At 39.2% G+C, this 23,645-nt stretch carries 24 protein-coding genes; 7 read left to right on the top strand and 17 right to left on the bottom strand.

All coding sequences use genetic code 11. The features are described from left to right. Positions 1-111 precede the first annotated feature (111 nt). Entirely contained in the window at positions 112-1,092 is a 981-nt protein-coding gene (gene pta / locus IGI68_RS07095; protein ID WP_071875545.1) for a phosphate acetyltransferase, read from the bottom strand. Positions 1,093-1,244: 152 nt separating this feature from the next. Continuing rightward, positions 1,245-1,925 carry a uracil-DNA glycosylase gene (locus tag IGI68_RS07090; RefSeq protein ID WP_438731801.1) on the bottom strand — a complete coding sequence of 227 codons (681 nt, stop codon included), beginning with the start codon at positions 1,923-1,925 and terminating at the stop codon, positions 1,245-1,247. Positions 1,926-2,059: 134 nt separating this feature from the next. Here IGI68_RS07090 and IGI68_RS07085 point away from each other — a divergent pair, with 134 nt between their 5' ends. Together IGI68_RS07085 and IGI68_RS07080 are read left to right on the top strand one after the other, a co-directional pair. After that, a complete protein-coding gene (locus tag IGI68_RS07085; RefSeq protein WP_273229505.1) occupies positions 2,060-2,929 on the top strand; it encodes a Cof-type HAD-IIB family hydrolase in 870 nt (289 codons plus the stop codon). Positions 2,930-2,962: 33 nt separating this feature from the next. Then, on the top strand, positions 2,963-3,478 hold the full coding sequence (locus IGI68_RS07080) for an LURP-one-related/scramblase family protein (protein ID WP_438731797.1): 516 nt from the start codon (positions 2,963-2,965) through the stop codon (positions 3,476-3,478). 68 nt (positions 3,479-3,546) lie between these two features. On the opposite strand, the gene IGI68_RS07075 is transcribed toward IGI68_RS07080, so the two are convergent. Then, on the bottom strand, positions 3,547-4,107 hold the full coding sequence (locus tag IGI68_RS07075; protein WP_438731794.1) for a GNAT family N-acetyltransferase: 561 nt from the start codon (positions 4,105-4,107) through the stop codon (positions 3,547-3,549). A gap of 85 nt (positions 4,108-4,192) precedes the next feature. Between IGI68_RS07075 and nrdI the strand changes: the two genes are divergently transcribed. After that, positions 4,193-4,657: a class Ib ribonucleoside-diphosphate reductase assembly flavoprotein NrdI gene (nrdI, locus tag IGI68_RS07070; protein ID WP_438733240.1), complete on the top strand. Its 465-nt coding sequence runs from the start codon at positions 4,193-4,195 to the stop codon at positions 4,655-4,657. 11 nt (positions 4,658-4,668) lie between these two features. After that, entirely contained in the window at positions 4,669-5,496 is an 828-nt protein-coding gene (locus tag IGI68_RS07065) for a LysR family transcriptional regulator (protein ID WP_071875540.1), read from the top strand. An 87-nt stretch (positions 5,497-5,583) separates the two neighbouring features. Here IGI68_RS07065 and IGI68_RS07060 read toward each other — a convergent pair whose 3' ends face one another. Both IGI68_RS07060 and IGI68_RS07055 read right to left on the bottom strand, forming a co-directional pair. Continuing rightward, positions 5,584-6,570, bottom strand: a complete 987-nt coding sequence (locus IGI68_RS07060; RefSeq protein WP_273229510.1) for a C-terminal binding protein — start codon at positions 6,568-6,570, stop codon at positions 5,584-5,586. 49 nt (positions 6,571-6,619) lie between these two features. After that, positions 6,620-6,790 (bottom strand): hypothetical protein, encoded by a 171-nt coding sequence (locus IGI68_RS07055; RefSeq protein ID WP_438731790.1) that lies wholly within the window; start codon positions 6,788-6,790, stop codon positions 6,620-6,622. A gap of 107 nt (positions 6,791-6,897) precedes the next feature. On the opposite strand from IGI68_RS07055, the gene IGI68_RS07050 reads away from it, so the two are divergent. Beyond that, positions 6,898-7,113, top strand: coding sequence for a 2-hydroxymuconate tautomerase (locus IGI68_RS07050; RefSeq protein WP_438733238.1), 216 nt, complete (start codon positions 6,898-6,900; stop codon positions 7,111-7,113). Between the two features lie 66 nt (positions 7,114-7,179). On the opposite strand, the gene IGI68_RS07045 is transcribed toward IGI68_RS07050, so the two are convergent. From IGI68_RS07045 to IGI68_RS07020, 6 genes are all read right to left on the bottom strand, one after another. Continuing rightward, positions 7,180-8,394 (bottom strand): alpha-glucosidase/alpha-galactosidase, encoded by a 1,215-nt coding sequence (locus IGI68_RS07045; RefSeq protein ID WP_438731787.1) that lies wholly within the window; start codon positions 8,392-8,394, stop codon positions 7,180-7,182. Positions 8,395-8,447: 53 nt separating this feature from the next. Continuing rightward, positions 8,448-9,566, bottom strand: a complete 1,119-nt coding sequence (tnpB, locus tag IGI68_RS07040; protein ID WP_438731784.1) for an IS200/IS605 family element RNA-guided endonuclease TnpB — start codon at positions 9,564-9,566, stop codon at positions 8,448-8,450. A 25-nt stretch (positions 9,567-9,591) separates the two neighbouring features. Continuing rightward, on the bottom strand, positions 9,592-9,993 hold the full coding sequence (gene tnpA, locus IGI68_RS07035) for an IS200/IS605 family transposase (RefSeq protein WP_438731781.1): 402 nt from the start codon (positions 9,991-9,993) through the stop codon (positions 9,592-9,594). A gap of 584 nt (positions 9,994-10,577) precedes the next feature. Continuing rightward, on the bottom strand, positions 10,578-11,402 hold the full coding sequence (nadE, locus tag IGI68_RS07030; protein WP_373757603.1) for an ammonia-dependent NAD(+) synthetase: 825 nt from the start codon (positions 11,400-11,402) through the stop codon (positions 10,578-10,580). Positions 11,403-11,413: 11 nt separating this feature from the next. Beyond that, complete coding sequence (locus IGI68_RS07025) at positions 11,414-12,880, bottom strand: nicotinate phosphoribosyltransferase (RefSeq protein WP_071875532.1); 1,467 nt, start codon at positions 12,878-12,880, stop codon at positions 11,414-11,416. 196 nt (positions 12,881-13,076) lie between these two features. Further along, positions 13,077-13,619: an HdeD family acid-resistance protein gene (locus IGI68_RS07020; RefSeq protein WP_438731776.1), complete on the bottom strand. Its 543-nt coding sequence runs from the start codon at positions 13,617-13,619 to the stop codon at positions 13,077-13,079. Positions 13,620-13,821: 202 nt separating this feature from the next. Here IGI68_RS07020 and cadC point away from each other — a divergent pair, with 202 nt between their 5' ends. Next, the gene (gene cadC / locus IGI68_RS07015) at positions 13,822-14,190 is read left to right on the top strand and encodes a Cd(II)/Pb(II)/Zn(II)-sensing metalloregulatory transcriptional repressor CadC (protein ID WP_011304078.1); all 369 of its coding nucleotides are present in this window, start codon (positions 13,822-13,824) and stop codon (positions 14,188-14,190) included. Then, positions 14,183-16,600, top strand: a complete 2,418-nt coding sequence (locus tag IGI68_RS07010; RefSeq protein WP_438731771.1) for a heavy metal translocating P-type ATPase — start codon at positions 14,183-14,185, stop codon at positions 16,598-16,600. The genes cadC and IGI68_RS07010 overlap by 8 nt, the downstream gene beginning before the upstream one ends. 265 nt (positions 16,601-16,865) lie before the next feature. Here IGI68_RS07010 and groL read toward each other — a convergent pair whose 3' ends face one another. The 6 genes from groL to IGI68_RS06980 all read right to left on the bottom strand — a co-directional run bounded on the left by groL (position 16,866) and on the right by IGI68_RS06980 (position 23,617). Continuing rightward, on the bottom strand, positions 16,866-18,491 hold the full coding sequence (groL, locus tag IGI68_RS07005) for a chaperonin GroEL (protein WP_071875515.1): 1,626 nt from the start codon (positions 18,489-18,491) through the stop codon (positions 16,866-16,868). A 27-nt stretch (positions 18,492-18,518) separates the two neighbouring features. Next, positions 18,519-18,803 (bottom strand): co-chaperone GroES, encoded by a 285-nt coding sequence (gene groES, locus IGI68_RS07000; protein WP_071875514.1) that lies wholly within the window; start codon positions 18,801-18,803, stop codon positions 18,519-18,521. A 210-nt stretch (positions 18,804-19,013) separates the two neighbouring features. Continuing rightward, positions 19,014-19,805, bottom strand: a complete 792-nt coding sequence (locus IGI68_RS06995; protein WP_438731767.1) for a tryptophan-rich sensory protein — start codon at positions 19,803-19,805, stop codon at positions 19,014-19,016. Positions 19,806-19,960: 155 nt separating this feature from the next. Then, positions 19,961-20,605, bottom strand: coding sequence for a lysostaphin resistance A-like protein (locus IGI68_RS06990; protein ID WP_438731764.1), 645 nt, complete (start codon positions 20,603-20,605; stop codon positions 19,961-19,963). A 468-nt stretch (positions 20,606-21,073) separates the two neighbouring features. After that, entirely contained in the window at positions 21,074-22,051 is a 978-nt protein-coding gene (locus IGI68_RS06985; protein WP_438731761.1) for a LacI family DNA-binding transcriptional regulator, read from the bottom strand. A gap of 60 nt (positions 22,052-22,111) precedes the next feature. Continuing rightward, positions 22,112-23,617 carry a glycoside hydrolase family 32 protein gene (locus IGI68_RS06980; protein ID WP_438731758.1) on the bottom strand — a complete coding sequence of 502 codons (1,506 nt, stop codon included), beginning with the start codon at positions 23,615-23,617 and terminating at the stop codon, positions 22,112-22,114. Positions 23,618-23,645: the final 28 nt, after the last annotated feature.

Here is a 23,645-nt window from a genome sequence, read left to right as displayed (position 1 = left end):
CGGACTATTTCTTTGACTTGGTGGAACAAAAAAAGAAAGTAAAAAATATAGTGACCCCAAAAAGTCTAACTTTTTGGGATCACTATATAAGACGTTCTCTTTATGTGATGCTTAGTCGTTTAATGTTTGTGCTGCCGTAATGATTGATAATTTGTAAACATCTTCTTCATTACAACCGCGTGATAAATCTGAAATTGGTTTGTTTAATCCTTGTAAGATTGGGCCAATCGCTTCAAAGTTTCCTAAACGTTGTGCTAATTTGTAGCCAATGTTTCCTGATTGTAAATCTGGGAAGACATAGACATTTGCTTTACCCGCAACGTCTGATTCAGGCGCTTTTAATTGTGCAACAGATTGGTTGTAAGCTGCATCAAACTGTAATTCACCATCAATGACTAAATCAGGTGCTAATTCTTGCGCGATACGAGTTGCTTCAATTGTTGCGTCAGCTTGTGGTGCTTTCGCAGAACCTTTAGTTGAGAAGCTTAACATCGCAACTTTTGGATCGATACCAAACATTTTCGCTGTTTCAGCAGAAGCAATCGCAATTTCAGCTAACTCTTGTGGTGATGGGCTCACGTTGATGGCACAGTCAGCGAACAAGTATTTCTCTTGCTCATTTCCGCGCATCATTAAGAACGCGCCACTTGTACGAGAGATTCCTGGTTTTGTTTTGATGATTTGTAAAGCTGGACGAACAGTATCACCTGTTGAGTGAATCGCACCAGAAACTAAGCCATCTGTAATGCCCATGTGTGTTAACATCGTACCAAAATAGTTTTCATCTTTTAATAATACTTCAGCTTGCTCACGAGTGATCTTGCCTTTACGAACTTCTACAAAAGCATCAACCACTTCATCCCAACGCTCACAATCATAAGGATCATAAATCGTAAAGCTTGCAATATTGATTCCACGTACTGTCGCTGCTTGCTCGATATCTGCACGTTTACCAATTAAAACAGGATCGACTAATTCTTCCCCTTTTAAACGCGCAACCGCACTTAAAATACGTGTATCGGTTGCTTCTGGAAACGCAATTCGAATCCCACGACGAACAATTTTAAATTTCAAATGATCAAATAATTCCACAGTAAAACCCTCCAGTTTGTTTATTCCTATTCATCATACACCATTCACCAAAAAAAGAACAGTTTTTTTCACTGTATTAATCGAAAAAATCCTTCTTATACCATTCAATTCAACAGATTATCCGACAACTGTATTATTTCTTAATTCTCTTGTTATAGCTGAGGTGGGATTTGCCAATCAATCGGCTGTTCTCCCAACTGTATGAGTGCTTGATTCGCCTTTGAAAAAGGTCGCGACCCAAAAAATCCACGACTAGCGGCCAAGGGACTTGGATGAAATGATTGAATAATCACATGCTTATTCGTATCAATCATCGCACCTTTTGCTTGGGCTGGTTTCCCCCACAAAATAAAGACAATCGGTGTCGGGCGTGCATTTAAATAGGCAATCACATGATCGGTAAACGTCTCCCACCCTTTTTTACGATGCGAGTTTGCTTCGCCTTCTCTGACGGTCAAAACCGTATTTAATAACAGCACGCCTTGTTGCGCCCACGAACTTAAATCACCATGCGCAGCTGGGGCAATGCCTAAGTCACTTTCAAGTTCTTTATAAATATTACGCAAAGACGGTGGAATCTTGACGCCTTTTTGAACTGAAAAAGCCAAGCCATGCGATTGATGCGCGCCATGATAAGGGTCTTGTCCTAAAATGACGACTTTAACTTTTTCATAAGGTGTTTGTTCAAACGCCTTAAAAAGATTTTCTTTAGCTGGAAAAACCGTGGCTTGTTCATACTCTTCATCCACCCATTTCGCTAACGCTTTAAAATAAGGTTGCTCAAATTCAGTGGTGAATAAGGATTGCCAACTATTCGTTATCATCGTTTGCACGTTGCAATCACCTCCCTCCTTAGCTTAATCCAAGTGACCATTTTCCTCAACCAATCCTTTTTGAAAATAAGAAAATTCTTATCTTTTATGGTACACTAAAGATAGAAAAAAAAGGATTGGAAGGGACTGCCTACATGATTAAATTAATTGCCTCAGATATGGATGGAACATTACTCGATGCTGAAATGCGAATTTCACAAGAAAATATTGACGCGATTCGTTACGCCCAAGAGCAAGGAGTTGAATTTGTGATCGCCACTGGTCGCAATGTCTTTGAAGCCTTACCGCCTTTAAAAGAAGCGGGTATCGAATGTGCGATGATTACGTTAAACGGCGCACACGTCTTTGATAAAGAAGGAAATTCATTATTTACAACCCCAATCGACAAAAACGAATTATTACAAATGTTTGATATTTTAGATCAACATGGGATTTACTACGAAATTGCGACACAAGAAGGCAATTTTACGATCAGTAAAGAAGCCAGAATCGAACAATTCGCGGCACATGTCACCGACGCCTTGCCCCATTTAACGCACCGTATGGCGATTGCGATGACAGTCGCACGCTTAGAATTTTTCCCAGTAAAAGTCGTTCCAAGTATACGTGAACTCGCAGCACAAGAAGACATCGAAGTGCTTAAAGTGATTTGTTTTGACAAACGCGGCAACAAACACCTTGGTGCAGCTGGCAAAAAAATTGCCGAATTTGAAGATTGTGTTGTGACGTCCTCTGGGAATAACAACATTGAAATCAACCATAAATACGCCCAAAAAGGAATTGCGGTCAGCCATGTAGCGAAAGAACGAGGCGTTGAGTTAGAACACGTCATGACGATTGGTGACAACTTAAACGATCTAAGCATGATTCAAGTTGCGGGTGTCAGTTTTGCAATGGGTAATGCGTTAAATGAACTCAAAGAAGAAGCGAAATATTTAACAGATGAGAACGTGAATGCGGGCGTTGGAAAAGCCATCATTCGCGCGATTGAGGAACAATTGTAAGAACCGAAGTTTGCAAGGAAAGGACGAAGAAGGATGTCAGATTTTTTGATCCAAGAAAAGCCGTTTGGTCATTCAACACAAACCGTGGTTAAAGACGCCGATGGTCATCCTTTGTACACGCTTCTAGGTAACTGGGGAAGTAAAGGTGACTCACTGATTCTTTACCACATGAATGGGCGTGTCGCTGCTTCCGTCAAACAAGTCAGTTTTCCTTTTGTTCGCCGTTTTGAAATCTACGAAGCAGGCGAAAAAGTCGGAACGATGCAGCGCTTTTTAAACTGGCCCAGTGACTTTTATTATGTGCAACAACTCCATTGGACCGTTTATGGCAATATCCAACAACATCAATATAAAATTCATCATTTCAATAAAGAAATCATGACGATGGATAAAACGCTACTGCATCATGGGATGTATTATCTTTTACAAGTTCACGATGATGCCGATGCGCCCAAGTGCATTTGTATTGCGAGCGTCTTAGATTATTGGCTTTATAACCGTGAAAGAACCCCTTTACCTTATTACAAAGAAGCCTTGTCCTTCAACTAAAAAAAGCAGCAAGTACGCGTTTAAATAACGGTACTTGCTGCTTTTTTAGTCCTAAATCAGGTGTGCGATTACAGCTTACGTTGCATATGGTAATAATCATGGCCACTTAATACTTGCGTACCGACCACTTCAAAACCAGAGCGTTCATACAAACTGCGCGCACGAGGGTTGGCTAAATCGACACATAACCCAATTGCCGGTGCCCCTTCAGCTTTGGCTCGTTGACTCGCGGCTTCAATCAATTCTGCCCCGACTCCTTGCCCACGAAACGTCTCTTTTACGACAATCGTATCTAGATACCATTCATCCGGATACGTCTCTAACTCAAGAAACAACGATTGATTAGGGAGACCAAAAGAGGCCAGTACTTCTTCTAGTGGTTGATCAATCAATGGTTCTTCGCTATCTTTATAGCCAAAAGCAACCCCGGCAACTTCACCGTCGATTTCTTTCACAATTCCTCGCAAGTAGCCATAACGATACGTTGGATATTCAACCGCTCTCGTTAAAATCGCCATCGTCTTTTCTTCACCGACTTCTTTGACAAAAGGCAGCTCCATATCTTTTAATACCACAAGGACTAGTGCGGCAATTTCCTTCGCATCTTTTGTTCTTGCTGGACGAATCATCTCATCATTCCTTTCATCTAAAAATGGACTCCCATCTCTTCCCGATATTTGTTATACTAGCGTAAAAGGAGGTCGAAAAATGACGATCAATTTACTATACATCTCGATTTCCGGTAATGTCCGGTCCTTCGCTAAACGGATCCAACAATTGTCAGAAAGTAAACATCAAGAGAATCCATCTTTTCCTATTATACAGGGAAAAGAAATCCATGACAATTCCAGTGTTGTTCAAGAAACCGAACCCTATGTCGTAGTTGTTCCGACGTATCTAGAAGGTGGCAATGGCATTGACAGTGGCGATCAAGAAATTCTAACGGAAAGTTTTGGGGACTACCTCGATGATCAAACCGATCGAACCTTGTGCTTGGGAATTATTGGAAGCGGGAATAAAAACTTCGCCCATCAGTATTGTTTAACCGCTAAACAATACGCCAAACGGTTTAATCTTCCGTTTCTTGCTGATTTTGAATTACGCGGCAATGCGAAAGAAATTGAAACAATCTATCTGATGATTGCTGACCTTTGGCAAGAAACTCATAAAATAAACTAAGAGGTGCGTCCATGTTCCAGATATTTAAAACCTTTGTTTCTGTTTACGAAACACATAATTTCACGCGTACGGCAGACAAATTGTATTTATCACAGCCGACTGTTTCTTCCCAAATCAAAAAATTAGAAGAACAGCTACAAGTTTCCCTCTTCATTCGCAATGGAAAACAAGAAATTATTCCCACTAAGGAAGCAGATTTTTTATATCCACGCATCATTAAAATTATGGAAGAATGGACAGACTTAACCGTGCACATTCATTCCGAAGAGATCATCCGAGAATCGTGTGTGCTCGCTTGTACGCAAAGTTGTGGCATGTACCTACTACCCACCTTCGTTCCAAAATTAATCGAGAAATTCCCAATGATTGATTTTGAATTCCCGATTATGGGCTACCAAGACATTGTCCATGGGGTAGAGCAAGCTAAATTTGATTTTGGACTGATTGAATGGGCAGAACGCAGCGAACAATTAAAACGCTATATCGTCGCACGCGATGAACTGGTGCTTGCCGGAGACCCCTTGTCCCCTTATTGGCTACTGAACGATTCCCTGAACCCACTCAGAGAAATCAACGATCAGTATTTACGTGACAATAATTTACTGCCCATTTTTATTCGAACCAACAGTTTTGAAATGATTAAAAACTTACTCAACCAAGGTGTTGGACGAGCGATTATTTCAAAACTAGCGCTAGCCAAGCACGTCCCTTACGAAACACTAGACGTCGATAACCTTCGTAATTTTTACTTTTTAACACGCGAAGAAGTGATTTCGAAGTTGCTAGGTGAAGTCGCGTTGTTTATTCAAACCGAGCTAAAAAATGAGGTCCATCTGTAATGAACTGAAATGAACAAACCTCTTCCTTAACGACAGAAAAGCGAGTCGTCCAGGAAGAGGTTTGTTTCTTTTAACTGTTAGTTATTATTATATGTTTTTTTCAATTGCCGATGCATTCACAATTTCTGCTTCTTTATATTTTCCGTTTAAGAAGTTAGCTAAATTTTTGAAGTTGTCTTCCGCGCCTTGGATAAAGGCTTCTTGCGAATAAAATGCAATGTGAGGTGTTAAAATCGTGTTACTTAGTGTGAGTAATTTCTCGTTTTTTAAATCCGGATCTTCCGAAGTTAACACATCCAAAATCGCGTAGCTTAATTGACCGTTCGTTAATGCATGGTAAAGGGCGTCTTCGCTCACAACACCACCACGAGAAGAATTAATAAAGATCGGTGCTTTAGTTGTTAAGTTAAATAATTTTTCATCTAATAACTTTTCAGTCTTCGCGTTCAATGGTAAGTGAGAAGAAATATAATCGCCTTGTTGGAAGGCTTCTTCTAGACTGACCTTCTCAACGCCATAGGCAGCCATCGCTTCTTGTGTCACGAATGGATCATAGGCAATCACTTTTGGCCCAAATGACTTCAAACGTTCCACAATTAATCGTGGGATATTGCCAAATCCAATCAAGCTAACGGTTAACGAGGATAAACGTCTCATATCAGGAAACATTTCGTAATCCCACACATGATCTTGTTTCACTGCTTGGTTAAAGTCATGCAAACGACGATTATGCATTAAAATTGCGGCAATCACATAATTAGCGACTTCATCGGTACAATAACGGCTAATATGAGAAACTGGTAGATTGATTTGGTTCGCATATTCTAAATCAATCGTATTAAACCCAATCGAACGAAAAAGAACTATTTTTAAATTCGGTAATTGTTTTAGTACATTTTCCGTTAATGGTTCATAAACAGTGATAATGACATCCGCATCCTTCGCATTCTCAATAACTTCTGCTTCAGTCACACTCGGTCTCACTTGTAAATCAATTGCTAAATCTAATTCCTTAATCATTTTTTCTTCATGTTGAAACGTATCATCTTCAAATAAACGTACCACTTTTAACATTCTTATCTTCCTCCATGTTTCATTTAAGATTATCCATTTTTTATCTTTTTCAAAGAACTAATTTCACGAAAATAATCACAAATGGCAATGAAATGATTGTTCGTTGAATGAAAATAATGAGGACATCCAGGAATTTCGGAACGGCTTTTGTTGATGTTAATAAAGTTGCTGTCTCTGATAAGTAAATAATAGGCATAATACTCATAATTGCGACAATCATTCTTGTTTCAACTGATGCAATATTTGAAGCTAAAATTACAGGTAAATTCTATAAATGGTATGTTATTAACTTATCTCCCATAGGCGAATGAGGTTCTCTATGATAAAATAGAAACAACCATCATAGAAAGAGGCGAAAATTGCATGCCAGTTGTCAACATTCAAATGCTTGAAGGCCGTACCCCTAAACAAAAAGAAAACTTAATCAAAGAAGTAACGGATGCGGTCGTTCGCACTACCGGAGCGAAAAAAGAAGCAGTCACGATCATTATTAGTGATATGAAAAAAGAAGATTACGGCCATGGCGGCGAAGTAATCAAGTAAAAGTACCATATGAGCACATTAAAAAACAGGATCGCCACGAAATATTGGCGGTCCTGTTTTATTGACTTAATGATATTCCGGCAAGTAATCGCCGTGCGCTTCAATCAAATCATCCACTAAGTGACGAATATCGTCAATTGATAATTCTGAATTCGTATGAGGATCGAGTAAAGCCGCTTGATAGATTTTATCCCGTTCGAGCGTTAAGGCAGCTTCGACGGTCAATTGTTGAACGTTGATATTAGTCCGGTTCAGCGCAGCGAGTTGCGTTGGCAAGTCGCCTACAAAAGTTGGTTGGATACCATTTTTATCAACAAGACAAGGCACTTCAACACAACTATCTGTTGGGAGATTCGAAATGAGGCCATTGTTCATGACATTCCCAGCAATCATTGTCGGCTTGCCCGTCACAATCGCATCCATAATATAAGAAGCATATTCTAGACTACGAACGTGCCTCAATTCGCCGTTATGGACAATGGCATCCCGTTGCTCTTCCCAGCCAGCAATTTGAGCCACGCATCTTCTTAAGTATTCATCAATCGGAATAGCAAAGCGCTCAATTAATTCAGGATATTTTGATTTAATAAAATATGGATGGTATTCCGCATTATGTTCACTCGATTCTGTGACATAATAGCCAAAGTTGCGCATCAATTCATAACGCACGGCATCGGCATGCGGCAATGTCATTTCTAACGCTTTCTGGCGAATCACTGGGTAAAAATCCTCGCCTTGATAATTGATTTCAAGTAACCAAGCCATATGATTAATTCCCGCAATTTTCCACTGAAAATCATTCAAATCATAATCATCTTGAATCCCTAACCCTTTAAATAAATCCGGCACACAAACTTGAACACTATGACAAAGTCCCACTGTCTTAATCTTTGTCGCTTTCAGTACAGCCATTGTAAGCATCGCCATTGGATTCGTATAGTTCAGTAACCAAGCATCGGGACAAACTTCTTCCATTTCACGAGCAAATTCAAGCATCACGGGAATGGTCCGTAACGCACGGAAGATTCCACCAATCCCCATCGTATCGCCAATCGTTTGTTGCAAGCCGTATTTTTTAGGAATTTCAAAATCAATGACTGTTGAGGGTTCATATCCCCCAACTTGAATCGCATTCACTACAAAAGTTGCGTCGCGTAAGGCTTCCTTTCGATCAGTATAAGAGCGAATCGTCGCGCGATTTTGATTACAGTTTTGATTAATGGTGCGTAACATTAGTTCTGATTCTTTCAGCCGTTCTTCATTAATATCTTGACACTCCACACGACTAAAGTCGTCGGATTCTTAGGTAGTACGCCCTAACAGGCGCAAATTGACTAAGCTATCCCCGAAAGTCCTTCGGTTTTAATATTTATGCTTGCATTAATATCTCTGTCATGAATTGTTCCACAATTTGAGCATACCCATTCACGAATATTTAGCTCTTTTTTGCCGTCATTATGACCACAAGAAGAACAAAGTTGTGAACTTGGGAAAAATCGGTCAACTTTAACTAAAGTACGACCTTTCCATGCACATTTATAGTCTAATTGTCGAACGAATTCACTCCAAGATACATCTGAAATTGACTTCGCTAATTTATGATTTTTAACCAACCCTTTTACATTCAAATCTTCAATACAAATGATTTGGTTCTCATCAGTAAGTCGTGAAGATAGTTTATGTAAAAAATCAGTACGTTGGTTGGCAATTTTCTCATGGATACGCGCAACTTTTACTTTTTGTTTTTGGTAGTTGCGACACTCATCTAATTTTCGATTGTGTTTTTTCGCAACTTCCAAACGCTTGGAAAGTTTTCGTTGTTCGCGTATTAACCGTTGTTCAAGAGAGCGATAGAATCGGTTATTATCAATTTTTTCTCCTGCGGATGTGATACAGAAATGAGTTAAGCCCAAATCTAATCCAATGTTATTTGCTACGGGTTCTTGTTGGAAATTCTCAGCATCAACTAAGAATGTCGCAAAATATTTCCCTGATTTAGTTTGACTGATCGTCACGTTCATTAATTTCCCTTTGAAACGCAATTCTTCTGCCATCTTGACCCAACCAACTTTAGAAACATAGAAGTATCGTCCGTTGACTTTCATGCCTACGGCAGTTCGATAGGATTTCTTTGAATATTTTTTACTCTTGAATTTAGGAAATCCGAATTTAGAGTTGAACGTATTTTTGTACGCTTTATTCAAATCCATATTTACTTGGCTTAGAGGTTGTGCTTCAACTTCTTTTAACCAAGAAAATTCTTCTTGCTTTTTCAGTCCAGCATAGGTCAGTTTGTTTTCAATATATTCAGGATTTTCTTTTTTCATCTTGTCATTCGTAATCCGTTGGTCAAGTAAAAAATTCCAGTAGAACCGAACACAACCAAAGGTTTTTTGAAATTGAATTTCCTGTCTTAAATTAGGGTAGATTCTGATTTTATGGGCTTTTTTCATTTCTGTACACCTCCTTAACGTAAACTCAATATCTTGTCCTTTGACTTTCTACATATCGTTTAATTGTTTCACTAGAAACATTCCCTGTTGTTGAAACAAAGTAAGATCGTGTCCAAACACTTGGCATTTTACTTAAATGTTCAAATGATTGTCGTAATTCTCTAGATGTTCTTCCCTTAATCACCTTCATGATATCCGCTGGTGAATAGGTAGGTTGAACATTTACAAAAAGATGACAATGATCTTTATCTGTCTCTATAGCCATGATTTCCCATTCATTTTCTTTACAGATTGAATGAACAAGAGATTTAAAACTAGCGTCTACTTCGGAATTGACAAATAGTTTCCGACGATATCTAGGACAAAAAACAAAATGATAGTTGAGTAACGATACAGTTGTCTTAGAATGTCTATATTCGTTATCCATGAGTTTATTATACATCAAAAAGTGTATTAATTAAAAATTATTATACACAAATAGTAACATTTTTTTGACTTTATCGTGTGGAGTTTGTTCACACAGGTTCGCGACTTCCCATGCAGTTCTCTGATGAACTTCTTACACTTTTATGCAAGCACAGACTATATCTTATCCTTCAACTTTACTTGTTAAGGCGAAACCACTTCCACATGCTTGTGTGTACTTCCCTCAAGAGGAATAGTCGTTGAACCTTCCTATTTCTAGGCTTGGCTGCTGATTTTCGATTATGTGAACACTTAGGATTTAAGCTTATGCCATCTAACGAATTTTTTCTGTTTTCACCACGTTCACGCTTGGGTTTGATATCCCTACGTTGTCGTTTCGTTAGCTTTACGAGTTCCCAGTAATTCAGTTTCTTCATTGGACAATACGAGTATTTGTATTGCCTCTAAATGCAAGTTTCTCTACATTCTTACAGTACGTCTACGGGCTATCATCCCACCATTAAAATAGTGGGTTTTCTCGCCCGCAAATTCTATAAAAAAACATCTAAAACAGAATCGTTCCCTCTGTTTTAGATGTTTCATTCCCTACTTCCAAAAATCATCTTTCATCGAAATGGGTAAGTGACGTTTATGTTGGCCTTTTTTCCACCAATTTTCAATGGTCGTTTGCGCTTGGGGCGAAACGGTTTTTCCTTCAAGATAATCATCAATTTCTTCATACGTGACACCAAGTGCGGTTTCGTCTGGTAGCATTGGACGATTTTCTTCAAGGTCCGCTACGGGTGTTTTTAAATACAAGGCTTCAGGTGCGCCCAAGGCTTTTAATAACGCGCGGCCTTGACGTTTATTCAACGAAGCAATGGGGATTAAATCGGCTGCTCCATCACCAAATTTTGTGAAAAAGCCGGTTAGATTTTCCGCCGCATGATCCGTTCCAAGAACAGCTCCTTGGAAGGCGCCAGCTAACGCGTACTGAGTCACCATTCGTTGACGCGCTTTGATATTGCCCTTGTTGTAATCAGATATCTCGACGCCGATTTTGTTTAATTCAGCGACTTGAGCATCCACGGCCGGTTTGATATCGACCATGATTTGACTATCACTATTGACAAAATCCATCGCCAATTGCGCGTCAGCTTCATCGTTTTGTTGCCCATAAGGTAACCGCACACCGATAAAATAATAATCCGAATCGTTCGTTTCATGGCGCATTTCTTCCATCGCGAGTTGTGCTAGTCGTCCCACTAAGGTCGAATCTTGCCCCCCACTAATTCCGAGAACAAACGTTTTGATAAACGGATGTGCCCGTAAATAGTCTTTCAAGAATTCAATACTGCGACGAATCTCAACTTCTGGATCGATCGTCGGTTTAACTGCTAATGTTTGAATAATTTCTTGTTGCAAACTCATGGATTTCACTCCTATTCTTGCATTTCTTTGACTTGCTGACGAACAGCATCAAAAGTCTTCATTTTATGATCCCAACACTCTTTTGACAAATCGACTGGGTATGGTTGCGGATTTAAATCGCGTTTGTATTCATCCCATAACGCATCTAAACAGTCGTGACAATAGGCTTTAATCTCGCCTAAAGAAGGCAATTCGTAGACTTGTTTTCCTTCAAGATAAATATCTTGCAACACGGGACGCGCATCAAACTCTGTAACCGTCTTACTAATATACGTATGCACCGGATGGAACATAAAAATACTTTCTTCTTCGCGCGGATCTTCATTCCAAAGAGTGACATAATCGCCTTCTGATTTGCCATCTTTTTTACGCGTAATGCGCCACACTTGTTTTTTACCGGGCGTTGAGACTTTTTCAGCATTACTCGAAAGCTTGATGGTGTCAATCATATCCCCATTTTCGTCTTCAATCGATACCAGTTTATAAACAGCCCCTAACGCGGGTTGATCATAGGCCGTAATCAGTTTTGTGCCGACGCCCCAAACATCAATTTTGGCTTTTTGCATTTTCAAACTTAAAATCGTACTTTCATCTAAGTCATTTGACGCATAGACTTTTGCTTCCGTGAATCCCGCTTCATCGAGTTGTTCACGAACTTTTTTAGAAATATACGCCATATCACCACTATCAATTCGTACGCCTAAGAAATTAATTTGATCACCCAACTCTTTCGCCACACGAATCGCAGTGGGCACACCGAGTTTTAACGTGTCATACGTATCAACTAAAAAGACACAATCTTTATGCGTCATCGCGTACGCTTTAAACGCATCGTAATCATTCCCATATGACTGAACGAGAGAGTGCGCATGCGTACCACTAACTGGAATCCCAAAAATTTTCCCGGCACGGACATTACTTGTCGCTCCAGCCCCTCCAATGAAGGCTGCTCGAGTTCCCCAAATCGCCGCGTCCATCTCTTGCGCCCGACGCGAACCAAATTCTAAGAGCGGATCTGTGCCGATAACGGATTTAATGCGGGCTGCTTTCGTGGCAATCAACGTCTGGAAGTTCACGATATTTAAAAGCGCCGTTTCGATTAACTGTGCTTGCGCTAGCGGTCCTTCCACTTGAATAATCGGTTCATTGGCAAAGACCAACTCCCCTTCTTTCGCCGAACGAATCGTACAAGCAAATTTAAACTCACGTAAATACGTTAAAAACTCTTCTGGATATTCGCCTAAATCGCGCAAATAATCCAAATCGCTTTCGCTAAACGCTAACGCTTCTAAATACTTGACTAAACGCTCTAACCCCGCAAAAATAGCATAGCCATTTTTAAACGGCATTTCACGAAAATAACATTCAAAAACCGCATGCGTATCCGCTCGATCTAACGCCCAGTAAGTGTACATCATATTAATTTGATATAAGTCGGTATGTAAAGTTAAACTGTCATCTGCATATAATTTATCCATGATAAAATAACTCCTCTTCTCAATCTACCTTTCTATTATAACAAATAATCGAAAAATAAACGTCAAAAGGAGTCAAAATAGTCGAAAAAACCATAAACACACAAAAGAAGTGCTTTTAACATATCCAATTCCTTCCCTCGTTGCATCCATCCTCCCATGAAAAAAAGACCCTGATTCCTCAAGGTCTTTGATCATGTTATTGTTTTGCTTTTTTATTTAAGTAGAAGACAAAGAATAAATCTAAGGCTCCCATCACCAATAAGATAAAACCATATATTCTAAAAAATAAGATGAGACTAATAGAAGTATTAAACATAAAGAATAAGGACAGACCAATTAATATCGCACTATAGAGAAACATTGGAACCGTATTAATATTCGGGATATTTCGAAAATGAATCGCACGAAACAATTGTGAAAATCCTGAAAATAAGATAACTAGACCGAGAATAAACGGAAAGGCACGTAAAATATCGACAGCAAAGTAATAAATAATTGCGGCACTCACGATATAAAACAGTCCATACGCTAAAAACATTCCAAATCCGCCACTGCGTTTTTTCTCACGTAGACCATCAAAAAGATTAATGAAACCGATAATCACTAAATAAATGGAAAGTAGTCCAACACTGATATCAAAAACACCTTGTGGATTAATCAATACCGCTAATCCTAATGCAATATTCAAGAGTCCATTAACAATAATATGACTTGTTACTTTTTTAATTGCTTCAACCATTTTACCAACCCCCTATTTTTTAGATTACGCCTTTAGTTTAGTCTATTTCCAGATAAATAGCTATTGCGATTTTTAGGATAATCGCTGATAATATGGCTAAATGCTCCCTCTTTTATTTTCATTCAAATATTTGCTTGAATGATGAGTCGAAAATGGTTATAATATATTCAAATAAATATTTGAATGAAGGTGGGATGATAATATGAAAAAGAAAGATACTTGTGAAATTTTTTGTTATGACGAAGAAAAGGTTAATCGAATACAAGGGGATTTACAAACAGTTGATATTTCTGGTGTTAGCCAAATGTTAAAGGCTATTGCCGATGAAAATAGAGCAAAAATTACTTACGCTCTGTGTCAGGATGAAGAGTTGTGTGTTTGTGATATAGCAAATATCTTAGGTGTTACGATAGCAAATGCATCTCATCATTTACGTACGCTTTATAAGCAAGGGGTGGTCAACTTTAGAAAAGAAGGAAAACTAGCTTTCTATTCTTTAGATGATGAACATATCAGGCAGATAATGATGATCGCCCTAGCACATAAGAAAGAAGTGAAGGTCAATGTCTGAACAAAAGGTTAAACTAATGGAAGAAGAAATGAACGTCTATCGGGTCCAAGGATTTTCATGTGCAAATTGTGCAGGAAAGTTTGAGAAAAATGTTAAAAAGATTCCAGGCGTTCAGGACGCAAAAGTAAATTTTGGAGCTTCAAAAATTGATGTCTTCGGCAGTGCAACTGTTGAAGAACTAGAAAAGGCTGGTGCTTTTGAAAATCTTAAAGTGGCACCAGAGAAACCTAAAAGACGGGTAGAACCTGTGGTAATTAAAGATAAAAACGTTTACCGTGTGGAAGGATTTTCCTGCGCAAATTGTGCGGGGAAGTTTGAAAAAAATGTAAAACAAATAGCTGGGGTTGAGGATGCAAAAGTAAACTTTGGCGCTTCTAAAATTGATGTATATGGAAATGCATCGGTTGAAGAACTTGAAAAAGCAGGTGCTTTTGAGAATCTAAAAGTATCTCCTGAAAAACTAGCGAATCAAACGATACAAAGGGTTAAAGATGACACTAAGGCTCATAAAGAAGAGAAAACACCATTTTATAAAAAACATAGTACATTGCTGTTTGCCACACTACTAATTGCTTTTGGTTACCTTTCTCATTTTGTAAATGGAGAAGATAACCTCGTAACTTCCATGTTATTTGTAGGTTCTATTGTAATTGGCGGATATTCATTATTTGAAGTCGGTTTTCAAAATTTGATACGCTTTGATTTCGACATGAAAACCCTGATGACCGTTGCCGTTATTGGAGCTGCCGTTATTGGTGAATGGGCAGAGGCATCTATTGTTGTTATTCTCTTTGCAATCAGTGAAGCACTTGAACGCTTCTCTATGGACAGAGCAAGACAATCCATACGTTCATTGATGGATATCGCCCCAAAAGAAGCACTAGTTAGACGAAATGGTCAGGAAATAATAATCCATGTGGACGATATCGCTGTGGGTGATATCATGATTGTCAAACCAGGGGAGAAAATTGCCATGGATGGAATCATTGTGAATGGCTTGTCGGCTGTCAATCAGGCAGCTATAACAGGAGAATCCGTTCCCATCTCCAAAGCGGTAGATGACGAAGTATTTGCAGGTACGCTTAACGAAGAGGGACTACTTGAAGTAAAAATCACCAAATACGTAGAAGATACAACCATTGCCAAGATTATTCATCTTGTTGAAGAAGCACAAGGGGAGCGTGCTCCAGCCCAAGCATTCGTTGATAAATTTGCAAAATACTACACTCCGATCATTATGGTTATTGCAGCCTTGGTTGCAGTCGTTCCACCCCTATTCTTTGGTGGCAGTTGGGATACATGGGTTTATCAAGGATTAGCAGTTCTTGTAGTTGGATGTCCTTGTGCATTAGTTATTTCTACTCCAATCTCGATTGTCTCGGCAATTGGAAATGCAGCGAAAAAAGGTGTGTTGGTTAAAGGTGGTGTCTATCTCGAGAAATTAGGAGCCATTAAGGCAGTCGCATTTGATAAAACAGGAACACTGACAAAAGGTGTACCAGTGGTAACAGATTTTGAAGTATTAAATGACCAAGTGGAAGAAAAAGAGCTATTCTCTACCATTACAGCTTTAGAATATCGTTCACAACATCCACTTGCTTCAGCAATAATGAAAAAGGCAGAGCAAGATAATATCCCTTATTCTAATGTACAAGTGGAAGAATTCACTTCGATTACTGGGCGAGGTATAAAAGGGATTGTAAACGGAACTACTTACTATATTGGAAGCCCAAAACTTTTCAAGGAATTAAATGTTTCCGATTTTAGCCTTGGGTTTGAAAATAATGTGAAAATCCTACAAAATCAAGGCAAAACAGCCATGATTATTGGAACGGAAAAAACAATTCTCGGTGTAATTGCCGTTGCAGATGAGGTTCGTGAAACAAGTAAAAATGTGATTCAAAAACTTCATCAGTTAGGTATCAAGCAAACAATTATGCTGACAGGTGATAATCAAGGTACTGCAAATGCAATCGGTACACATATAGGCGTTTCTGATATTCAGTCTGAATTGATGCCACAGGATAAATTAGATTATATTAAAAAAATGCAATCGGAGCATGATAATGTAGCTATGATTGGCGATGGCGTTAATGATGCTCCAGCACTTGCTGCATCTACTGTTGGAATTGCAATGGGCGGTGCTGGAACGGATACTGCAATTGAAACAGCTGATATTGTATTAATGGGAGATGATTTAAGTAAGCTTCCATTTGCAGTAAGACTCAGTCGAAAAACTTTAAATATCATTAAAGCTAACATCACTTTTGCTATCGGAATTAAAATAATTGCCTTACTATTAGTTATCCCGGGATGGTTAACCCTTTGGATAGCGATTCTTTCCGATATGGGAGCTACTATTTTGGTAGCATTAAATAGTTTACGACTGATGAGAGTGAAGGATAAATAGGTAGAAAACAGAATAGTAAGGTCACGCTGTGCGCAATTCAAGGGGGCTTTTCAATTTGAAGAAAAGTCCTACCCCTAAAATATTGGAGAATGAGTATCTAACAGGTCTTGGTACTAGGCGACCGTTCGTCTCTATGCTTCTTTTGAATACTGGCTTACACACCATTTAGCGAAGAACCGTTCTTTCATCATGACAAACCAAAAAACCACATGAGCACAAACGTCTCATGTGGTTCTTTCGTATCAAGCTTTGTTTAAAAGCGAGTTTACATCATGCCGCCCATCATTGATGGGTCCATTGGAGGCATTGCTGGTCCAGCTGATTCTGGTTTTGATGCCACAACTGCTTCTGTTGTTAAGAGTAAAGCAGAGATGGATGCTGCGTTTTGTAAAGCAGAACGGGTTACTTTCGTTGGGTCAACGATTCCTGCTTCAAGCATGTTTACCCACTCACCAGTTGCTGCGTTGAATCCTGTGCCTAGTTCTGCACGTTTTAATTGATCCACGATTACAGAGCCTTCGTAGCCAGCATTTTCTGCGATTTGGCGTACTGGTTCTTCTAAAGCACGTAAGACAATTTTCACACCTGTTGCCACATCGCCAGTTGCTTCAATGGCTGCAACTTTTTCGATTACGTTGACTAAAGCAGTTCCCCCACCGGAAACCATGCCTTCTTCAACGGCTGCACGTGTTGCGTTTAACGCATCTTCAATACGTAATTTTAATTCTTTTAATTCTGTTTCAGTTGGTGCGCCGACTTTGATGACTGCGACTCCGCCAGAAAGTTTCGCTAGGCGTTCTTGTAATTTTTCACGATCAAATTCAGACGTTGTATCTACGATTTGATTTTTGATTAAGTGTACGCGAGCAGCGATAGCGTCAGATGAACCTGCACCTTCAACGATTGTAGTATTGTCTTTATCGACAACCACTTTGCTTGCTTGTCCTAACATATCAATCGTTGCGTCTTTTAATTCTAACCCAAGGTCTTCTGTAATGACTGTCGCTCCTGTTAAAATCGCGATATCTTCTAACATCGCTTTACGACGATCACCGAATCCTGGTGCTTTAACTGCAACCACGTTGAATGTTCCACGGATTTTGTTTAATACTAAGGTTGGTAATGCTTCGCCATCAACATCATCTGCAATGATTAATAATGGTTTAGAAGCTTGTAAAATTTGTTCTAATAACGGCAAGATATCTTGGATGTTTGAGATTTTCTTATCCGTAATTAAGATGTATGGTGCTTCAAGTTCAGCTTCCATTTTATCGTTGTTTGTCACCATGTATTGTGATAAGTACCCACGGTCAAATTGCATTCCTTCAACCACGTCTAATTCTGTTTCGATTCCTTTTGATTCTTCAATGGTGATCACGCCGTCGTTGCCCACTTTTTCCATTGCATCTGCAATGTATTGGCCGACTTGTTCGCTACCTGAAGAGACAGAACCAACTTGTGCAATCGCATCTTTTGAATCCACTTTGACAGAAATTGCATGTAATTCTTCAACAGCTACTTGAGTTGCAAGTTCAATTCCGCGACGAACGCCCAGTGGATTTGCACCAGCAGTCACGTTCTTCATCCCTTCACGAACGATTGCTTGTGTTAAGACGGTTGCAGTAGTTGTTCCATCTCCAGCAATATCATTTGTTTTAGAAGCAACTTCTGAAACAAGTTTCGCACCCATATTTTCAAAGTGATCTTCTAATTCAATTTCTTTTGCAATGGTTACGCCATCGTTTGTAATGAGTGGTGAACCAAATGATTTTTCTAAAACAACGTTACGACCTTTTGGACCTAAAGTTACTTTTACAGTATCTGCTAATTTATCTACTCCACGTAACATTGCGCTACGTGCGTCTTCTGCAAATTTAATTTCTTTTGCCATTATTCCTTCACCTCATTAATTATTTTTTTATTCTACAACTGCAATAATATCTTTTACTGCGAAAATCATGTATTCTTGGCCTTCGTATTTCACTTCTGAACCAGCATATTTTTCAAATAAAACTGTTTCGCCAACTTTTACAGGAACGGGTGCCAAATCGCCACTATCGAGTAGGCGACCTTCACCAACTGCTACAACTGTACCAGTTTGAGGTTTTTCTTTTGCGGCTGAAGCTAAAACGAATCCGCTAACTGTTTGTTCTTCTGCTTGTGTTACTTCAACGAGTACACGATCACCTAATGGTTTTAACACAATAAATCCCTCCGATATTTTTTCGTTTTTTTCATTAGCACTCGACATTGCCAAGTGCTAACTTACATGTTTTATATTACTCACTTTTGCTTCGTTTTGCAAGTCTTTTGAACAAATCTTCTTAGAAAAGTCAAAATTGGTTAGACTTTGTCCGATTAAGACACGAAAATCCCTCTAACCCACACAGGGCAGAGGGATTTTGGTGTTTGATTACGCTTTGTGATTTTTTGGAATTACCCAATATTGGTTTTTGTATAGTTGTAAACCACTCATCATTAAAAGCACGGCCATCCCAACAAGTGAGACCACTTTTAACATTGGATAAGCATCATTAAATCCTTCTGGAGAAATTAAGAAACGATAAATTCCAAAGAAGGCCCACGCAATTGGAATCGGGAAAACCGCATTTTTGACCCGTAATAGCACACCAAAGACTAAAACGATCGCCACAATTAACGTCGCGGATGCTAAGACTTCTGTTGGTAACCCAAAACCGTTCCACTCATTTTTGACTAACGTCGCCGCGACATTCACCACAGAAGCGATGAATAACCAACCTGTATATAACCCAAACGTGAGTGGTAATAAGAAATGTTGACCCGTTTGAATTTTCAGTAACTCTAAACAAATTAAGGTCAACGTTACGGCAAATACTAAAATAAAGATCGTGGATAACACTAATTGTTCAAAAGAAAAGGCGATAATCCAAGCCATATTTAAAATAGAAGAAAAGATGAATAAATACGATATTTTATTAATAGCAGCTTGGTAATAGGCATCCTCTTTTTTCCAAATCATGAAGACAATCGAAAGCGTTAAGAAAAGATAGATAACACTCCAGATACTAAAGGTCGATGGATCCGGGGTAATCAACGTTAAATACTTATCGGATACTTCCTTTTGTGAACTACCATTGATGAGACCAAAGGCACCTAGCGCATTGACGACTAAGGCGACAATAAAAAATAATCCATTTAACCATGCTTTTTTAACATAATCCACCTTAATTCCTCCTTGTAAAAATACTATTTTTTCATTTTATTCTTTCGACAGCAACAAAATGTTCTAATTTTATTTTAACATAGGCATCAGGAACACCATAATAATAAGGGTTAGCCAACACTTACCTCTCATGCACCAAATTCGATAACTGACACTTATTTAACGGGTAAATTATACACTTCGACAATCACATTCGCTAAAATAACCAACGTGTTCATCCCGACATGCGTGATAACCGAGGTCCAAATACTGCCGGTAATGATGTATTGCAAACTAAAAAAGGCGCCTAATGCGGAATAAAGTAACCAGTGACCATCTTGATGCATCAGCGCAAACAGTACCGCGCTCACGAGAACGCCTAGCCAAAGATTCGAACGACGCGTCACCATCCCCATAATCGCCCGGCGAAAGACAAATTCTTCCATAATTGGACCACCAATCATCACGGCTAAAATCATTAACGGATTTTGGAAAATTAATTCCAAGATCCCTTGGGTATTGGCGGAATCCACTTGACCACCAAAATAAAGTTCAATCGTAATCATCACATTTTGTAATAAAATCGCGAGAAAAATCCCGATAATTCCGAGCGTTATAATACGACCCCTACTCATAGGATTCGCTTCAAAAGAAAGCGATTGAGTCGTTTTTTTGTAGAGACGTATCATCACGATTGAACCGATTAAATACGTTAAGATCGTCAAAATAATTCGAATTTCTAACGTTGGACCAAACGCTGGTGCTAAAAACGCAATGAAATACGTGAGTAACGTGAGCGTCGTATATTTTTTTTCAGACATCATAATCTCCTAACTAACAAATGGAACGCTTCAAGCAATACCTAGCTCAGACTGCCACCAAGTGCTTGTTGCGCTACCGCTGTTATAACAAAGTAAACAACAATACCAGTAATAACGTCACCAATACAATGTTGGTACTAAGACTTGTAGCGTCGCAATGTCGATGGGCTTGACTAACTGCTCCACTCGCTTAATGAACTTAAAATCTCTCATGACTGATCCTCCTCTTCCTTATCAAATGAAAAGTTGTTCTTGTATAAAGCATAGCATAAACAAGGAGAAAAAACTTCCCTTATGCTAACTGTTGCGTGAAATTTCGGAAGTTTTTTTCAGGCCATTTCTTTCTAATTTCTTCATAAAATAATCAAATCAAATTAAAAAATAACAAAAAAAAACTAATTCTTCTTTCTCTCCCCACTCCCTCGCACACTAAAAAAACCGTCCCCTATCTCAGGGAACGATTTTTCATCATTTCAATTTTTTCGTCGTTTTTCCTTGCCCATAGTGGACCGGAAGAACCGTTCGTTGTGGAACCGACTCGCCTTTCATGACATGAAGTAAGCGATCAACGGCAACTTCTGCCATTTCTTGAATCGGTTGAACAATCGTTGAGACGAGATACGGTGCATCTTTATGGATGCGTTGGCCATCAAAACCTATAACTTGGACTTCATCTGGTACCATGCGACCCATTTGGTCTAAGACTTCACAGACATCGATTGCTACCGTGTCACTGATGGCAAAAATGCCATCAATTTCAGGATGTGCTGTCAAAAAGTGACGAACTTCTTTTTTTAAATCTTCAATCGGTTCGAGCATCTCTAGGATCAGACATTCTTTCCCCAATTCTTGGCATTCAAGTTCAAAATATTTTCGACGGTTCGTAATCTCACTTGGCGTATCTTGATAGCCACCAATATAGGCCACATGTTGACAGCCGAGTTCATGTAGTTTTTGCGCAGCTAGCCGTCCGCCACTACTATTATCAGCCGTGACATAAATCACGTCTTCGGTAAAATAACGATCAATACTGACAAACGGGAAATTCCTTGAGATATATTCATCAATATCTGAATAGGTAATCCCAATAATTCCATCTACGCGATGTTGCATGACCATTTGTAAATATTCTCTTTCTTTATCGACGGTACCGTTGGAATTACAGAGATGCATTTTGTAAAAATTTTTTTCGAGTGCATTTTCAACATGGAAAGCAAATTCAGCAAAAAAAGGTTGCCAGACACTTGGAATGATTAACGCGACATAAAATGTACGATCGAGTTTTAAACCACGAGTGTAATCATTGGGTTTGTAATTCAATGCTTCAATCGCAGCCTCTACTTTTTTGCGAGTGGAAGGTTTAGCTGGACCGTTATTTAATATTCGAGAAACAGTTTCAATCCTTACACCTGCCATTTTGGCGACATCTTTCATTGTGGCACTCATGTAATCGTCTCCTTCTAAAGAATATCTACTATTTAGTATAATCGAGAAGGCTTAAAAATGCTATCGCTTTCTTTCACAAGCGGTGTTGACTTGTGCTGATTTAAACGAAGTAATCAAGGCTTTCCCTTGTGATTCAAAAACAAGTTCGCTACTTGCTTCAATTTCATAGAAGGTCGACGTACTTGTCTCTTGTCCATTGACAAAAATTTCGATGGCGTTTGTATCACGGAAAATCTCGATTGTTAGTTGGTCGTGAATGAGTGCGACCGGAAATTCTCGAGTATGCACTTGTTCTTTTTCGATTCCAGTAATCGCATAACCAAAGTTCTCACGACTAAATGAAAAGAGCGCTGTTTCCTTGTCGTACGTCATGAATAATGACTGATGTTCTTTTTTAGCAAACGCCATTGTCAGTTTCTGTGCTTGAGATAAATCAGCAACAATTTTTAGATAGACGTTCTCCGTCACCACATCTGGAAACGAAACCGGTTCCTTTATTACTTCGATATTTTCTACAACTTGTTGATCAGTCAAATAGTCATAGATTTCAGAAACAGGAAGTTGGACTAAACGATTATGATTGATGCTTAATTCACGCGGCAAACACATTTCACCGGTCCAATTGTGACCTAATTCATGCGTTGGATACGTCCGCTCCCACATTTGCATCCAGGCAATTAAAATCCGGCGACCCTGATCATCCAGTAACGTTTGAGGCGCGTAATAGTCCATTCCGTAGTCCATCTCATGAGAATTCTCCACAAGAAACGTCCCACTTTCCCAATCCATTTCACCAATCCAAGCCATTGTTGAACTTGTATTATGGTATTCATGCGCGTCACGCTGAATCTGAATCGGTGACATAATCAACACGTCTTTCCCATCCAAATGAAATAAATCCGGACATTCCCACATCACGCCTTGTGTCGCAGTCCCTTCTAAAAGAACCGAAAAGAACGACCACTGGATTAAATCATCTGAAGCAAACAATAAAATTTTGCCACGATTATCCGGTGTTTTCGTCGCTAAGACACTATAGTAGCGACCGTCATGTTGAATGACTTTTGGATCACGACAATCATGAATGCTTCCTTCATCGCCTAACAATTCCGCTCCAATCACTGGATTACTCGCTAACTTTTCAAAGGTAATTCCATCATCGGAAACCGCAATACACTGGGTTTGCGTGACAACGTCGTCTTCAACCACATGCCCGGTATACATTAAATAGAGACGACCGTCTTTTTCAATCGCACTACCAGAGAAACAACCATCTTTGTCATACCACTCATCTGGTGCCAGTGCGACAGGTAACTCTTCCCAATGAATTAAATCTTTCGACTTCGTATGACCCCAATGCATCGGACCCCATTGACTGTTATAAGGATAGTATTGATAAAACAAGTGATATTCTCCTTGGTAATAAATAAACCCATTTGGATCATTCATCCATCCAACTGGCGGCGCTACGTGAAAAGCGGGTCGATAACGCGGATTGACCTTCTCCCGATTTTCTTGAATGTAGTCATTTGCTCGTTCAACGGTCATTCTTCCTTCAACATACATCTTATTTACTCCTTCTTTAAAGATAATC

The organism is Enterococcus sp. DIV1314a, from assembly GCF_051713805.1.
GTDB lineage: Bacteria > Bacillota > Bacilli > Lactobacillales > Enterococcaceae > Enterococcus_I > Enterococcus_I aquimarinus.
The sequence above is the reverse complement of the archived record's forward strand: the minus strand, read 5'-3'. Positions and strand labels throughout refer to the sequence as shown.

What these genes read in the sequence shown, in the direction of transcription:
- IGI68_RS07085 (WP_273229505.1), top strand. Translation starts at nt 2,060, where the DNA reads ATGATTAAATTAATTGCCTCAGATATGGATGGAACATTACTCGATGCT.
- IGI68_RS07080 (WP_438731797.1), top strand. Translation starts at nt 2,963, where the DNA reads ATGTCAGATTTTTTGATCCAAGAAAAGCCGTTTGGTCATTCAACACAA.
- IGI68_RS07075 (WP_438731794.1), bottom strand. Translation starts at nt 4,107, where the DNA reads ATGATTCGTCCAGCAAGAACAAAAGATGCGAAGGAAATTGCCGCACTA.
- IGI68_RS07065 (WP_071875540.1), top strand. Translation starts at nt 4,669, where the DNA reads ATGTTCCAGATATTTAAAACCTTTGTTTCTGTTTACGAAACACATAAT.
- IGI68_RS07060 (WP_273229510.1), bottom strand. Translation starts at nt 6,570, where the DNA reads ATGTTAAAAGTGGTACGTTTATTTGAAGATGATACGTTTCAACATGAA.
- IGI68_RS07055 (WP_438731790.1), bottom strand. Translation starts at nt 6,790, where the DNA reads ATGATTGTCGCAATTATGAGTATTATGCCTATTATTTACTTATCAGAG.
- tnpB (WP_438731784.1), bottom strand. Translation starts at nt 9,566, where the DNA reads ATGAAAAAAGCCCATAAAATCAGAATCTACCCTAATTTAAGACAGGAA.
- tnpA (WP_438731781.1), bottom strand. Translation starts at nt 9,993, where the DNA reads ATGGATAACGAATATAGACATTCTAAGACAACTGTATCGTTACTCAAC.
- nadE (WP_373757603.1), bottom strand. Translation starts at nt 11,402, where the DNA reads ATGAGTTTGCAACAAGAAATTATTCAAACATTAGCAGTTAAACCGACG.
- IGI68_RS07025 (WP_071875532.1), bottom strand. Translation starts at nt 12,880, where the DNA reads ATGGATAAATTATATGCAGATGACAGTTTAACTTTACATACCGACTTA.
- IGI68_RS07020 (WP_438731776.1), bottom strand. Translation starts at nt 13,619, where the DNA reads ATGGTTGAAGCAATTAAAAAAGTAACAAGTCATATTATTGTTAATGGA.
- cadC (WP_011304078.1), top strand. Translation starts at nt 13,822, where the DNA reads ATGAAAAAGAAAGATACTTGTGAAATTTTTTGTTATGACGAAGAAAAG.
- IGI68_RS07010 (WP_438731771.1), top strand. Translation starts at nt 14,183, where the DNA reads ATGTCTGAACAAAAGGTTAAACTAATGGAAGAAGAAATGAACGTCTAT.
- groL (WP_071875515.1), bottom strand. Translation starts at nt 18,491, where the DNA reads ATGGCAAAAGAAATTAAATTTGCAGAAGACGCACGTAGCGCAATGTTA.
- IGI68_RS06990 (WP_438731764.1), bottom strand. Translation starts at nt 20,605, where the DNA reads ATGTCTGAAAAAAAATATACGACGCTCACGTTACTCACGTATTTCATT.
- IGI68_RS06985 (WP_438731761.1), bottom strand. Translation starts at nt 22,051, where the DNA reads ATGAGTGCCACAATGAAAGATGTCGCCAAAATGGCAGGTGTAAGGATT.
- IGI68_RS06980 (WP_438731758.1), bottom strand. Translation starts at nt 23,617, where the DNA reads ATGTATGTTGAAGGAAGAATGACCGTTGAACGAGCAAATGACTACATT.